The organism is Xanthomonas sp. LF02-5, assembly GCF_034105325.1.
Taxonomy (GTDB): Bacteria; Pseudomonadota; Gammaproteobacteria; order Xanthomonadales; family Xanthomonadaceae; genus Xanthomonas_A; species Xanthomonas_A sontii.
Window position 1 is genome coordinate 371390 of the sequence record NZ_JAXGGF010000001.1, and the last position, 14053, is coordinate 385442.

Annotated in this window: 13 protein-coding genes; 9 read left to right on the top strand and 4 right to left on the bottom strand. The window is 70.3% G+C overall.

The annotated features are described in order from the left end of the window. The first annotated feature begins 46 nt into the window (after nt 1–46). From SLW52_RS01585 to SLW52_RS01605, 5 genes are all read left to right on the top strand, one after another. Entirely contained in the window at nt 47–1018 is a 972-nt protein-coding gene (locus SLW52_RS01585) for an aldo/keto reductase (protein WP_320739581.1), read from the top strand. Nucleotides 1019–1210: 192 nt separating this feature from the next. Next, nucleotides 1211–1411 carry a hemin uptake protein HemP gene (locus tag SLW52_RS01590; RefSeq protein WP_017907561.1) on the top strand — a complete coding sequence of 67 codons (201 nt, stop codon included), beginning with the start codon at nt 1211–1213 and terminating at the stop codon, nt 1409–1411. Between the two features lie 176 nt (nt 1412–1587). Beyond that, nucleotides 1588–3807, top strand: coding sequence for a TonB-dependent hemoglobin/transferrin/lactoferrin family receptor (locus tag SLW52_RS01595; RefSeq protein ID WP_320739580.1), 2220 nt, complete (start codon nt 1588–1590; stop codon nt 3805–3807). A 6-nt stretch (nt 3808–3813) separates the two neighbouring features. Beyond that, complete coding sequence (locus tag SLW52_RS01600) at nt 3814–4401, top strand: Hemin transport protein (protein ID WP_267093524.1); 588 nt, start codon at nt 3814–3816, stop codon at nt 4399–4401. A 49-nt stretch (nt 4402–4450) separates the two neighbouring features. Then, nucleotides 4451–5389 carry a DUF6607 family protein gene (locus tag SLW52_RS01605; protein ID WP_320739579.1) on the top strand — a complete coding sequence of 313 codons (939 nt, stop codon included), beginning with the start codon at nt 4451–4453 and terminating at the stop codon, nt 5387–5389. Nucleotides 5390–5589: 200 nt separating this feature from the next. Here SLW52_RS01605 and SLW52_RS01610 read toward each other — a convergent pair whose 3' ends face one another. The 3 genes from SLW52_RS01610 to SLW52_RS01620 all read right to left on the bottom strand — a co-directional run bounded on the left by SLW52_RS01610 (nt 5590) and on the right by SLW52_RS01620 (nt 9738). Next, nucleotides 5590–6504 (bottom strand): trypsin-like serine protease, encoded by a 915-nt coding sequence (locus SLW52_RS01610; RefSeq protein ID WP_320739578.1) that lies wholly within the window; start codon nt 6502–6504, stop codon nt 5590–5592. 151 nt (nt 6505–6655) lie between these two features. Next, entirely contained in the window at nt 6656–9139 is a 2484-nt protein-coding gene (locus tag SLW52_RS01615; RefSeq protein WP_320739577.1) for an FtsX-like permease family protein, read from the bottom strand. Next, nucleotides 9136–9738, bottom strand: coding sequence for an ATP-binding cassette domain-containing protein (locus tag SLW52_RS01620; RefSeq protein ID WP_152180359.1), 603 nt, complete (start codon nt 9736–9738; stop codon nt 9136–9138). The genes SLW52_RS01615 and SLW52_RS01620 overlap by 4 nt, the downstream gene beginning before the upstream one ends. A 160-nt stretch (nt 9739–9898) precedes the next feature. On the opposite strand from SLW52_RS01620, the gene SLW52_RS01625 reads away from it, so the two are divergent. The 3 genes from SLW52_RS01625 (at nt 9899) to SLW52_RS01635 (ending at nt 12716) form a co-directional block, all read left to right on the top strand. Next, on the top strand, nt 9899–10522 hold the full coding sequence (locus SLW52_RS01625; protein ID WP_267100005.1) for an arylesterase: 624 nt from the start codon (nt 9899–9901) through the stop codon (nt 10520–10522). 92 nt (nt 10523–10614) lie between these two features. Next, nucleotides 10615–11328, top strand: a complete 714-nt coding sequence (locus tag SLW52_RS01630; protein WP_003481607.1) for a response regulator transcription factor — start codon at nt 10615–10617, stop codon at nt 11326–11328. 107 nt (nt 11329–11435) lie between these two features. Continuing rightward, a complete protein-coding gene (locus SLW52_RS01635) occupies nt 11436–12716 on the top strand; it encodes a HAMP domain-containing sensor histidine kinase (protein ID WP_320739576.1) in 1281 nt (426 codons plus the stop codon). 34 nt (nt 12717–12750) lie between these two features. Here the strand turns inward: SLW52_RS01635 and SLW52_RS01640 are convergent, their stop codons facing one another. Continuing rightward, on the bottom strand, nt 12751–13467 hold the full coding sequence (locus SLW52_RS01640) for an SGNH/GDSL hydrolase family protein (protein ID WP_267103567.1): 717 nt from the start codon (nt 13465–13467) through the stop codon (nt 12751–12753). 188 nt (nt 13468–13655) lie between these two features. Between SLW52_RS01640 and SLW52_RS01645 the strand changes: the two genes are divergently transcribed. Beyond that, a complete protein-coding gene (locus SLW52_RS01645; protein ID WP_010342212.1) occupies nt 13656–14036 on the top strand; it encodes a diacylglycerol kinase in 381 nt (126 codons plus the stop codon). The last annotated feature ends 17 nt before the right edge of the window (nt 14037–14053 follow it).

Below are 14053 nucleotides of genomic sequence, written 5' to 3' on the forward strand. Positions count from 1 at the left end.
CCGCCCGCCGGCCGTGCCGCGGGTTCGCTCAGCAGGAGGAGTTGCCATGCAATACCGTCGCCTCGGTGCCACCGGGCTGCAACTGTCGGCGCTGTCGTTCGGCGCCTGGATCAACTTCGGCGGGCAGACCGGCCGCGACGAAGCGCGCAACCTGATCGCCGCCGCCTGGGACCACGGCATCAACTTCTTCGACAACGCCGAGGTCTATGCGCACGGCCGCGCCGAGCAGGTGATGGGCGACGTGATCGCCGACCTGCGGCTGCCGCGCGACGGCTTCTGCGTGTCCAGCAAGGTCTACTTCGGCGCCGTCGAGTCGCCGCGCCCCACCCAGCGCGGGCTCTCGCGCAAGCACGTCACCGACGCCTGCCATGCCGCGCTCAAGCGGCTGCGGGTGGACTATCTGGATCTGTACTACTGCCACCGCCCCGATCCGGACACGCCGGTGGAGGAAACCGTGCGCGCGATGGACGCGCTGATCCGCCAGGGCAAGGTGCTGTACTGGGGCACCTCCGAGTGGCCGGCCGAGCGCATCCGCGAGGCGGCGCAGGTGGCGCGCGCGCTGGGCCTGCACGGGCCGTCGATGGAACAGCCGCAGTACAACCTGCTGCACCGCGCGCGCGTGGAGCAGGAGTACGCGCCGCTGTACGCCGAGCTCGGCCTGGGTACCACCATCTGGTCGCCGCTGGCCTCGGGCCTGCTGACCGGCAAGTACAACGACGGCATCGATCCGGCCTCGCGGCTTGGCCAGGAGCGCAATGCCTGGCTGCAGCAGGAGGTGATCGGGCCGCCGGCGCAGCGCCGCATCGAGCGCGCGCGCGCCTTCACCGCGCTGGCCGCGGCCGAGGGCGTGGCGCCGGCGGCGCTGGCGGTCGCCTGGTGCCTGCGCAACCCGCACGTGTCCACGGTGATCCTCGGCGCCAGCCGGGTGTCGCAGCTGCTGGAGAACCTGGCCGCGCTGGAACTGGCCGCGCGCGACGACGCGGCGTGGTGGGAACGGGTCGACGCCGCGGTGCGCTGACGACGGCATGCGCTTGCGCCGCCGCAATGCAGCGGCGGCGCGGCGGCGAAGGCGTCGATGTGTGGCGATCTTTGGAATCTTTCGTGGTCGGGGTTTCGATCGGGATTGCGAATCGAATCGGGCGAGAATGGGTCTTGATTAAGTATTGAGAATCATTATCATCTCGATGCACCCCGTGGATGGAGTTCGACCATGACCGCTCAACCCGTGCTGTTGCGTCACCCCGAGACCCTGAGCCTGCGCGAGCGCACCGTGCCGCGCGCCGTGCCGGCCGAAGAAACCATCAGCAGCCAGGCGTTGCTCAAAGGCCGGCGCGAAGTGCTGATCCAGCACGGCGACCGCGTCTATCGCCTGCGCCACACCAGCAACGACAAGCTGATCCTGACCAAGTAATACCCTCCGGCCGCTGCGCGCGGCCGGCCTCCCCGCTCGATCTGCCGCCACCTGGCCGACGCCCTTGCGCGCCGGCCGCGGCCGCCTCGCAGTCGCGATCCTTCTCTCCCCCTCGGCCAGGAGCGGACCCCGCGCCGTGCCGGTCGAGGGTCTTAACGCGACCACCGATGCTCCCCATGTTCCGTACCGCTCCGTTGACTGGCGCGCTGTGGCTGGCCCTGGCCGCCTGCGCGCATGCCGCTCCTGTTTCTGCCGACACCTCCGCCGACGCCGCCAGTGCGGCGGCCGCCATCCGCGATTTCGATCGCCTGCAGGTCACTGCCACCCGCACCCAGCGCGCCATCGTCGACGTGCCCGGCAGCGTCGACGTGATCGACCGCGAACAGATGGACCGCACGTTGGTCCATGACCTGAAGGATCTGCTGCGCTACACGCCCGGCGTGTCCGCCACCGGCAACAGCGGCCGCTTCAGCGGCATCTCCGGCATCCGCATCCGTGGCCTGGACGGCAACCGCGTGCTGATCCAGACCGACGGCATCCCGGTCTCGGACACCTTCAGCTTCGGCAGCTACCTCAACGCCAACCGCAACTTCGTCGACATGGACACGCTCAAGCGCGTGGAGATCGTGCGCGGTCCGGCCAGCGCGCTGTACGGTTCGGATGCGCTGGGCGGGGTGGTCGCCTACGTCACCAAGGATCCGGCCGACTACCTGGCGCCGGGCAAGGACAGTTACGTCGGCCTGAAGTTCGGCTACGAGAGCGAGTGGAAGGGGTTGTTCGCCGGCGCGCTGGTCGCCTTCGGCGGCGACCGCTGGAGCGGCATGGCCGCGCTCAGCCATCGCCAGGGCCAGGAAAGCGAAACCCAGGGCGACAACCGCAGCATCGGCGCCGCCCGCACCGCGCCCAATCCGCTCAGCAGCGACGGCCGCAGCCTGCTCAGCAAGCTGGTCTACGCGCCCAGCGCCAATCAGCGCTTCAAGCTGACCGTGGAAGGCAACGAGGACTACTCGCGCATCGATGCGCTGAGCAACGTCACCGCCAGCATCCTGTCGCAGCGCGGCCGCGACCATCAGACCCGCGCCCGCGTGTCGCTGGCACACGAGGTGGACCAGCTCGACACGCTGCTCGCCGACGACCTGCAGTGGCAGCTGTACCGCCAGGACAGCCAGAGCCTGCAGCGCACCGACGAACGCCGCAGCAACGGCACGCTGCGGCACATGGAGCACGACTTCGACCAGCGCCTGTACGGGCTGCAGGCGAATCTGCACAAGCGGGTCGATCAGGGGCGCGTCGTCCACGACATCAGCTACGGCATCGATCTGTCGCACACCGACACCCACGAAAAGCGCGACGGCCACACGCTGAACCTGCGCACCGGCGCGATCAGCAAGACCGTGGGCATGGAAACCTTCCCGGTCCGCGACTTCCCGATCACCGAGACGCTCAAGGCCGGCGCCTACCTGCAGGACGAGATCGCGCTGGCCGACGGCCGCTTCAGCCTGACGCCGGCGCTGCGTGCCGACTATTACCGGCTGTCGCCGCAGGTCGATGCGATCTTCGCCACCGACAATCCCGGCGTGGCGGCGAAGAAGATCAGCGATCGCAACGTCTCGCCCAAGCTCGGCGCGATCTGGCGCCTGGACGACGCCTGGTCGTTGTACGCCAACTACGCGCACGGCTTCCGCGCGCCGCCGTACAACGACGTCAATATCGGCTTCACCAACCTGCTGATCGGCTACACCGCGATCGCCAATCCCGACCTGAAGCCGGAGACCAGCCGCGGCGCCGAACTGGGCGTGCGCTACGCCGGTCCGGCCGTCTACGTCGGCCTGAGCGCCTACCGCAACGCCTACCGCGATTTCATCGAGTCCTACCGCTTCGTCGGCTTCAACGCCGACGGCCTGATGCTGTATCAGTCGCGCAACGTCGACCGGGTGACCATCCGTGGCGTGGAGGCCAAGGCCGGTGTCGACTTCGGCGCACTCGATGCGCGCTGGGCTGGCTGGTCGCTGCAGGCCAGCGCGGCCTATGCGCGTGGCGACAACCGCACCGACGGCACGCCGCTCAATTCGGTGGATCCGCTGCGCGGCGTGGTCGGGCTGGGCTACGACCGCAGCAGCTGGGGCGCGCAACTGGTCGCCACCTCGGTGGCGAAGAAGCGCCGGCCGGAACTGCCGACCTACTACACGCCGGCCGGCTACGCGACGCTGGACCTGCTCGCGCATTGGCACTTCACCGAAGGTGTGCGGCTCGACGTGGGCGTGTTCAACCTGGCCGACCGCCGCTACATCGACTGGAACATGCTGCCCGGCGCGACCCTGGCCAGCAGCGCCGTGCTCGACCGTTATACCGGTGCCGGGCGCAACGTCTCGGTCAGCCTGGCGCTGGACTGGTAGCGGCGGATGCGCACGGCCGCGCCAGCGCGTACCGGCCCGGAGCGGATCGCCGCGCCGCTGCCGCGCCCGGCGCAGCTGGCCGCACTGGGCACGGTGTTGTGCCTGTACCGCGCCCACACCGGCGCCGAACTGATCGGCTGGCGCCACGCCTGCAGCGTGGCCGCGCACCTGGACGTGGACAGCGATGGCGTGCTGGAGAGCCTGCGCTTCTACGACCGCCAACACCAATGCTGCTGGCGCCTCTACCTGCTGCCCGACAGCGATTTCGTCGCATGGGACATGCTGCTGTCGGCGCTGCCCGCGGCGCAGGACGCCGCCGATGGCGGCGTCGCCGAGCGGCTGTGGCGGCGCGTCGCCGGGCGCCTGCGCGGCGACGGCTGGCATGCGCGTGCGCTGCGCCTGCACGCGGCCGATGGCGTGCTGGCGGCCAGCGTCGCCGGCGTGTCGCCGCTCGGTGCCAGCATCGCCCGCCGCATCGCGCGCCTGGAGGCGGCCGAGGGCGACGTGCTGGTCGACGACTGCTGTTGCGCCCGCGCCGGACGCCCTGCGCCGCGCCCCGATCCCGACCGGCCGTGGCCGCTGCTGCGGTTGTGAGCGGCCGCTGGCGTTTCCTCGTTTCCCATCAACCAAGACTCCTCTCTCGATGATGAAAGCTCCGCCCCTGTTCTGCGCCTTGCTGCTTGCCGGCAGCCTCCCCGTCCACGCCGAGAGCGCCGACCCGGTGCGCGACCGTGCCAGCATCCTGGCGATGCAGGGCGAGTACACGGTGGCGTTCGCCTTCGACGAGACCGTGCTGCTGCAACCAGGCTACGCGCGCGCCGCGCCAATGCGCAGCGGTGGCGACGAAGTGGTGATCGTGGTCGAGGACAGTCCGCGCAAGGTGGTGCTGCAGCATCTGCTGGTGGAGCCCAAGAGCGGCCACGTGACCAAGCACTGGCGCCAGGACTGGATCTACGAGGCGCCGCAGCGCTTCGAGTTCAGCGCCGACCAGACCTGGCAGGTGCGCCCGCTCGACGCGGCGGCCACCCGCGGCGCCTGGACGCAGTGCGTGTACGAGGTCAGCGACGCGCCGCGCTACTGCGGCACCGGGCGCTGGGACTACGCCGATGGCCATCCGACCTGGACCAGCGACCTGAGCTGGCGTCCGTTGCCGCGCCGCGAGTACACCAAGCGCAGCGACTACAACGCGCTGGCGGTGGTCAACCGGCATACGCTGACCCCGGCCGGCTGGACCCACGAGCAGTTCAACACCAAGGTGCTGCGCAAGCCCGATGGCAGCCAGCAGGCCATCGCCCGCGAATTCGGCTTCAACGACTACGTCAAGACCACGACCGTGGATTTTGCACCGGCCTACGCCTACTGGAAGGCCACCCAGGGCTACTGGGCCAGGGTGCGCGCGCGCTGGGACGGCCTGCTCGGCAAGCCGCCGGGCGTGCAGCTGAAGACCAAAGTCGACGGCATGGCGATCATCGTGCCGCTGTTCGGCCAGGCCGAGGCGGTGCAGCAGGGCAAGCCGGTCAGCGATGCGCAACTCGATGCGGTGTTCGCGCAATGGACGGCGCCGGCGCCGGCCGCGCGCTGAGCACAGCGCCGGCGACACAGCCAGGGTGGGGAAGGCGGCCGGGATGGCGCCTTCCCCTTTTTCTTGCGTGTGTCGCGTCGCCGAAGATGGTGCTTGGCGCTGGCAGGCGCGTAGATCGCGGCTCACGCTCTGAGCCGCAGGTGCGCCAACGGAGGCAAGGCGACGCAAGGCCGGCGCCAGCACGGCGCCGCGCGGGATTCTCAGCGTCCCGCGTCGTGCGCGCGTGTGGTCGTCGCCGGTGCGGGCGGCGTCGTTGGCGATGACGCGTCACCCGTGGAGGCGGACATCACCTGCTCGATCCACGGCAGATAGCGCGACACGCGCACGGCGTGCACGATCTGGCCGTAAAGACCCTGCACGAAGGGACGATCCGCGGTCCAGGTCGCCCAGAACGGATGGTCCGGCGGATAGTTGCCCCACGACGCCAGTCCGATCAGTTGCCGCGCGTCGCCGGTGCCAATCAGCAAGGGGCCGCCGCTGTCGCCGCTGCCGGTGATGCCTTCCAGCGGCAGGGCGGCCGGGGGCGCGTCGAAGCGATACGAGAGGTAGCGTGGGTCGGCGCCGACGATCGTGTTGAACGCATGGCGCAGCACGCCGCGATGGGCGCCGTGGGGATCCTGGCCGGCGTTGCCGTCGCCGGTGGCGCCCTTACCGATCAGTTCGGCGGTCATCCCCACCTCGCCGTCGCCGCGGTACAGCGCGGCCGGCGCCACGCCCGTTACCGGCGTGGCCAGCTCGATCAGCGCAATATCGTCGGAGGCGGCCAGAAACGCGTAGAACTTGGCGAAGTCGCGCGAGGCCAGCGCCTCCTGCACCAGCGCATCGGGCGGCTTGCGGTAGCCGGGATGGAGGACGACGCGCCTGATCCTGTACGCCACGCCGCCGATGGACATCTCCTGGTCCATACCGGGCATTTGCATCGGCGCCGCGTGCGCGGCGGTGACGACCCACTGCGGCGCGATCAGCACGCCGTGTCCTTCGCCGGGCAGGTCGGCCAGTGCAGGGAATGCCGCCGCCGGGATCCGATAGCGCGCTTCCTCCAGGTCCGCCCTGACCACCACGGCGCCGGCCGTGTTGGCGATGGCCAGCAGGCAACAGGCGACAATCCATTTCATGTGGTTCTCCTTTCGATGCAGCGTGATCTTACCCATGGCGCGGCACGCATCGCTCCCGTCGTCGCGGCAGACCGCCGCCGAGGGCCGGTGGCGACCGCATCGCGTCCGCGCAGCCCGCGGCGCTCTTCCAAATCCCCAGTCCCGGCTCCACTCAGTTCTCGCGCAGCGCCAGCGCCGGCGGCGTGCGCAGGATGCGGCGGGTGCCGGACCAGCCGGCGAGCAGGCTCAGCGCCACGCCACCGAGGCCGCCGAGCAGCAGCGCCGGCCACGGCGGCGACAGCGCGAGGTCGAAGGCCTGCCTGGCCACCACCACGCCGATGATCGCCGCCGCGCCCACCGCGAGCAGCGCGGCGAGCAGGCCGAGCGCGCCGAACTCCACCAGCACCGCGCCGCGCAATTGCCCACGCCGCGCGCCCAGGGTGCGCAGCACTGCGCTGTCGTAACGACGCTCGCCGGCAGTGGCCTGCAGGGCGGCCAACAGCACCAGTGCGCCGGCCAGCAGGCTGAAGCCCATCACCAGTTGCACCGCCTGGGCGACGCGGTCGATGACCTCGCGCACGCGCTGCAGGATCGCGTCGATGTCCAGCAGCGACACGTTCGGATAGGCGCGGCTGAGTCCGCTCAGTTGCGCGGCCGAGGCGCGCGGCAGATGGAAGGCGGAGATCAGGTTGTACGGGGCATCCTGCACCGCACCGGCGTTGAGCAGCAGAAAGAAGTTGACCCGGAACGAATCCCAGTCGGCCTTGCGCACATTGGTGACGGTGAAACTGCGCTGCTGGTCGCCGAGCAGCAGGGTGATGCGATCGCCGAGCTTGAGCCCGTAGCGCTGCGCCCAGCCTTCCTCCACCGAGGCTTCGGCGGCGGTGCTGTCGGCCGCCCAGAAGCGTCCGGACAGCAGCCGGTTGGCGGCGGGGAATTCGTGCCGCCAGGAGAAGTTGATCGGCCGGTCGCTGCCGTCGCCATCGTCCTCCGGCCCCTGCTCGCGGCGCTGCGGCGGCTTGCCGTTGATCGCCACCAGCTTGCCGGTGCTGAACGGCTCGACCTCCGCATCGGCGACACCGAGCGTGCGCAAGGTGCCGAGCACCTGCTCGGCCTGATCGGGCTGGATGTTCATCAGGAAGTAGTTCGGCGTGTCCGCCGGCAGCCGGTCGCGCCACTGCCCGAGCAGGCCGGGGCCGATCACCGCCAGCAATAGCAGGGCACACAGCGACAGCGACAGACCCACCAGTTGCACCACGCTCAGTGCGCGGCGCCGGGTCAGCGCCGCCAGGCCCAGTTTCCAAGGCCCGCGCAGCCGTCCCTGCAGTCGCCGCAGCACCGCCAGCAGCACCCCGCCGACCACCGCGGCCAGCGCCGCCAGCAGGGTCAGGCCGCCCAGCACCCAGGCCGCCAGCACGCCGTCGCCGGTGGCGTAGACCGCCAGCACCACGGTGGCGACCAGGGCCGCGGCGTAGACCAGCAGTGAGGTTGGCGGCAGCGCGGCGAAGCTGCGGTTGAGCACGCGCATCGGCGGCACGTCGCGCAGGCGCAGCAGCGGCGGCAGGCCGAAGCCGAGCAGCAGCAACAGGCCGATGCCGGCACCGGCCAGCGCCGGGGTCGCCTGCGGCAAGGGCAGGCGGTCGGGAATCAGGCTGCCCAGCGCTTCGACCAGGCCGACCTGGGCCAGCATGCCCAGGCCCACGCCGAGCGCGCAGGCGGGGATCGCCAGCAGCAGCAACTGCACCGCCAGCGCACCGAGGATGTCGCGCTGGCGCGCGCCCAGGCAGCGCAAGACCGCGACCTGATCGATGCGGCGCAGGGCGAAGCGGTTGGCGGCCAGCGCGGTGGCGACGCCGGCCAGCAGCACCGCCAGCAACGCGGCCAGCGCCAGGAAGCGCCCGGCGCGGTCGAAGGCGCCACGCACGCCGCGCTGGGTGTCCTCGATGCCGACCAGGCGGTAGGCCTTGGCACGCGGCGCCAGCCATTCGCGCAGGGCGGCGATCTCGCCGGGCGCGCCGGCGAACATCAACCGGTAGGACGCGCGGCTGCCGGGGCCGAGCAGGCCGGCGGCATCGACGTCGGCGCGGTTGACCAGCAGCGGCGGCGACAATTGCATCAGTTCGCCGGAGGCATCCGGCTCGGCGCGCAGCACCCGGGTCACGCGCAGCGTGCCGGCGCCGAACTCCAGCGCATCGCCGAGCTTCAGCCCCAGCGCTTCGAGCAGGCGCGGATCGGCGTAGGCCTCGCCGCGTGGCGGCGGCCCGGCGCGTTCGCTGCCGGCGCCGACGGTGTCGCGCGCGACCAGCAACTCGCCGCGCAGCGGATAACCCGCGCCCACCGCCTTGATGTTGGCCATCTGGCTGGCGTCGCCATGGAACAGCACGCTGGGGAAACTGACCATGCGCGTACTGCGCAGGCCGCGCCGCTGCGCTTCCTCGGCGAAGGCGGCGGGGATGTCCTGGCGTCCGCTGACGCCGAGGTCGCCGCCGATCACTTCAGCCGCGCTGCCGGTCAGCGCCAGGGTCACCCGGTCGACCAGGGTGCCGACCGCGGTCATCACCGCCACGCCCAGCACCAGCGCGGCGAACACGGTCAGCAGATCGCCGGCGAACAGCTCGCGGCGCAGTGCGCGCGCGGCGTGGCGCAGCACGTTCATGCGGCATCCGCCGCGTCGGCGGCGCGCAGGCGGCCGCCGTCGAGCCGGTAGCGGTGTTCGCAGCGTTGCGCCAGGCGCATGTCGTGGGTGACCAGCACCAGGGTGGTGTCGCTGCCTTCGTTGAGCGCGAACAGCAGGTCGCTGATCTGTTGTCCGGTGGCCTGGTCGAGGCTGCCGGTGGGCTCGTCGGCGAACAGGATCCGCGGCCGCGCCACGAACGCGCGCGCCAGCGCCACGCGCTGCTGCTCGCCGCCGGACAGTTGCCGCGGGTAGTGCCGCGCCCGCGCGCTCAGCCCGACCGCCTCCAGCACCTCGCGCACCCGCGCCGGATCCTCGCGTCCGGCCAGTTCCAGCGGCAGGGCGATGTTCTCGGCCGCGGTCAGCGACGGCAGCAGGTGAAAGCTCTGGAAGACGAAGCCGACCTCGCGCGCGCGCAGCGCGGCGCGCGCTTCCTCGTCCAGTGCATTGAGCGACTGCCCGGCCAGCACGATCTCCCCGCGCGTGGGCAGGTCGAGGCCGGCCAGCAAGCCGAGCAGGGTGGTCTTGCCGGAGCCGGAGGCGCCGACGATGGCCACGCTGTCGCCTTCACCGATGGTCAATCCAACCTTGTCGAGAATGTGGACCGTACCCTCCGGTCCGCTGACGGATTTGCCGACATCGCGTACGTCGATGGCGATGCTGGCGCGAAGCGTGGGGGCCTGACTGTCGATGAGGGAATCTCCAATGCGTGGCGACGAGACGAGAAGCAAGCGGGCCTGGATGCGCCGCGCCTGGCTGCTGCTGGCATGGTGGGTGCTGCTGCCCGCCATCGCCTGTGCCAAAGGTGCGACGGGGCCGGTGCTGGTGCTCGGCGACAGCCTCAGCGCGGCGCACAACATCCCGGTGCAGTCCGGCTGGGTGGCCTTGCTGGACAAGCGCCTGCAACAACAGATGCGGGCGCCACCGGCGGTGGTCAATGCCAGCATCAGCGGCGAGACCTCGTCCGGCGCGCTGACCCGCCTGCCGGCGCTGCTGCAGAAGCATCGGCCGTCGGTGGTGGTCATCGAACTGGGCGGCAACGACGCATTGCGCGGGCTGAGCCCGGCGGAACTGCGTGGCAACCTGGAGAAGATGATCGTGCTGAGCCGTGACGCCGGTGCGAAGGTGCTGTTGCTGGGCATCGATGTGCCGCCGAACTACGGACCGGGCTACCGGCAGCGCCTGCGCGCGGTCTATGCGGACCTGGCCAGGCAGTACCGGACGGGCCTGCTGCCGTTCCTGCTGGAGGGCGTGGCGATGAACCCGTCGCTGATGCAGGGCGATGGCCTGCACCCCACCGCGGCGGCCCAGCCCAAGGTGCTGGATAATGTCTGGCCTCAGCTCAAGCCATTGATTACGCAGTAATTTTTTTGTCGCTCAGGCAGATGAAGCGGTCTTCACGCCGCCACCACCGCACATCCGGCATGTTTCACAAAGCTGAAGACTGAGGAAGCGTTATGCGTCAGACCAAGGAAACATCCGGGCTCGTGCTGGTCGTGGAGGACAACCGCAATATTTCCGAGATGATCGGCGAGTACCTGGAAGGCCGCGGGTTCGAAGTGGATTACGCCTGCGACGGCCTGGACGGCTACCGCTTGGCGGCGGAGAACAGCTACGACGTGGTGGTGCTGGACCTGATGCTGCCGCGTCTGGACGGCATCGAAGTGTGCCGCCGCCTGCGCAACGACGCGCGCAAGTCGACCCCGGTGCTGATGCTGACCGCGCGCGACACGCTCGACGACAAGCTCACCGGCCTGGGTTTCGGTGCCGACGACTACCTGACCAAGCCGTTCGCGATCCAGGAACTGGAGGCGCGCCTGCGTGCGTTGATCCGCCGCGAGCGCCGCCAGGTCGGCTCGGAAGTGCTGAAGGTGGCTGATCTGGTGCTGGATCCGGTGAGCATGCGTGCCACCCGCGCCGGCACCGAGCTGCAGCTCTCGCCGATCGGCCTGCGCCTGCTGACCATCCTGATGCGCGAATCGCCGCGCGTGGTCACCCGCCAGGAAATCGAGCGCGAGATCTGGGGCAACGGCCTGCCGGACTCGGACACCCTGCGCAGCCATCTGTACAACCTGCGCAAGATCATCGACAAGCCGTTCGACCGCCCGCTGCTGCACACCGTGCAGAGCGCCGGTTACCGCATCGCCGACATTGCCCAGCCGATGAGCTGAGGCGGCGCCCGATCGTGGATGCAACGCGGCCCCGCTGAACGGGGCCGCTTGCACGAAAGGCTCACGATCGGCCTTCCTATAATCGCGGCAACGATCACGGATGCCGTATGCCGCACGGGTTGCCGCGCAAACTTCGCCTCGCCCTGATCGCCCGCATCGTGTTTGCGGGCTGCGTCGTCACGCTTGCCAGTTATCTGGTGGTCGCGATCGTGCAGCACTCGCTGGTCGGCTCGATCCTGCAGCAGGAAGCGCGCTATTACTGGCGCGTGCATGCGCAGCAGCCGCAGCAGCTTCCGCCCAATACCCACAGCCTGCGCGGCTACCTGGTGGCGCCCGGCCAATCCGATGCCGCGGTGCCCGTCGACCTGCGGGGGCTGGCGCCCGGCCTGCACGAGGACCGCCCCGGCGGCGAGATCGTGCTGGTCGACCAGAACCCGTCCGGCCGCCTGTATCTGGTGTTCCTGCGCGCACCGGCGCAGCGGCTGGCGTTCTGGTTCGGCGTGGTGCCGACCCTGTTGACCCTGATCGCGGTGATCGTGGTGGCCTGGTTGACCTGGCGGGTGTCGCGACGCTTGCTGTCGCCGATGAACTGGTTGGCGCGGCGGGTCTCGCGCTGGGATCCGCGGCACCCGGCCGCCGCCGATCTGGCCCCGGAAAACCTGCCGGCCGACGTGCAGGGCGAAGCGCGGCAACTGGCCGCCGCGCTGCATGCGCTGGCCCAGCGCGTCACCGACCACGTCGCCCGCGAACGCAACTTCACCCGCGATGCCAGCCACGAACTGCGCACCCCGCTGACGGTGATCCGCGTCGCCACCGACATCGCGATGACCGAGCAGGAACTGCCGCCGCGCCTGAACCGCAGCCTGCAGCGGATCCAGCGTGCCGGCCGCGACATGGAGGCGGTGATCGACGCCTTCCTCATCCTGGCGCGGGAAGCGGACGTGGTGCCGCAGAGCGAATTCTTCGAGATCGCCGACGTGGTCGAGTACGAGGCCGAGAACGCGCGCGAACTGCTGATCGGCAAGCCGGTGACTCTGAGCGTGCGCGTGCTGGCCTCGGCGACATTGCATGCGCCGCCGCGCGTGCTGCACGTGGTGGTCAGCAACCTGCTGCGCAACGCCTGCAGCTACACTGACGCCGGGCGCATCGAGGTCGAGGTCGAGGCCGACCGCATCCGCATCCGCGACACCGGCATCGGCATGTCCGAGGACGCTTTGCGGCACGCCTTCGAGCCGTTCTTCCGTGCCGAGCCGGAGCGCCCGCAAGGCACCGGGCTGGGCCTGTCGATCGTGCGCCGGCTGTGCGACCGTTTCGGTTGGCAGGTGGCCCTGGAGAGCGCCGAGGGCGGCGGCATTCTTGCGACCGTGCGGTTCCCGCCGGTCACGTGAGCGCCCGCGCACGGCGGCGCGGGCGCGTCACGGTTCAATCCTTCAGGTACGGACGCAGGGTGTCGCGCCACAGCGCGTAGCCCGCCGCGTTCATGTGCAACTTGTCCGGTCCGAACAGCTCGGCGCGCGGCTGCCCGTCGGCACCCAGCATCGGCGTGTACACGTCGACGAACTGCACCTGCTTCAGGCCGGCTGCGGCCTTGCGGATCAGCGCGTTGGCCTCGGCCATCTTCGGCATCAGCGCCGCGCGCGAGGGGCTGGGCTTGATCGACAGATAGACGATGCGGGTCTTGGGCAGGTCGCGGTGCACGCGGGTCACGAAGGCCACGAAGTCGTCGCGCACCTGCTGCGGGCTGCGGCCGCTGTTGAGGTCGTTGTCGCCGGCGTAGAACACGATCAGGCGCGGTTTGTACGGCACCACGATGCGGTCGGCATACCAGGTGCTGTCGCGGATCTCCGAGCCGCCGAAGCCGCGGTTGAGCGTCTGCACGCCCGGAAAATCCGTGGCCAGCGAGGTCCAGAAGCGGATCGAGGAACTGCCGACGAACAGCACGCCACCGGGTTTGACCGGATGCGCGGCATCGTCCTTGGCGAAGCGCGCCATGTCTTCTTCCCAGGCCGCATTGGAGACCTGGTCGGGCACGCTGGGCGGCGGGGGAGGGGTGAGCGCCAGCGCCGGCGACAGGCCCAGCAGGGACAGGCTGAACAGACTCAGGGCGAACAGCGGTGCGCGCAGCGGCGAACGGGGCATGACGCCTCCTCGAAGCAAGGGGATCGGCGATGGTGCCGCAGGCGCCGCATGCAGGCAAATCCGCGGCGATGCCGGCGGTGCCGCGGGGCTTGTGGCAAAATTGCCGCCTATCCCGCTGCGCCTTGCCCATGACCGATTCCTTCCGGCCGTCGTCGTCGCGTCCCCGTTCCCTGGGGCGGGGCTGAGCCGTGGCCGACCAGTTCGGGCATCTGCCGCGCGGGCCGCGCCGCATGCTGATGGCGGCGCGTTGGTCCTGGCAGGGCTTGCGCGCGGCTTGGCTGCACGAATCCTCCTTCCGCCTGGAGGTGTGCCTGTTCCTGATCCTGGCACCGCTGGCGCTGTGGCTGGGGCAGGGGCCCGTGCAGCAGGTGCTGATGATCGGCTCGCTGCTGCTGGTGCTGGCGGTGGAACTGCTCAATTCGGCGATCGAAGCGGTGATCGAACGCTACGGCCCCGAGCATCACGAACTGGCCGGGCGCGCCAAGGACATGGGCTCGGCCGCGGTCTTCGTGATGCTGGCCAACGTGGTGCTGTGCTGGGGCCTGATCCTGCTGCCGCGCCTGCTGTGATCGCCGCCCGTTTCTTC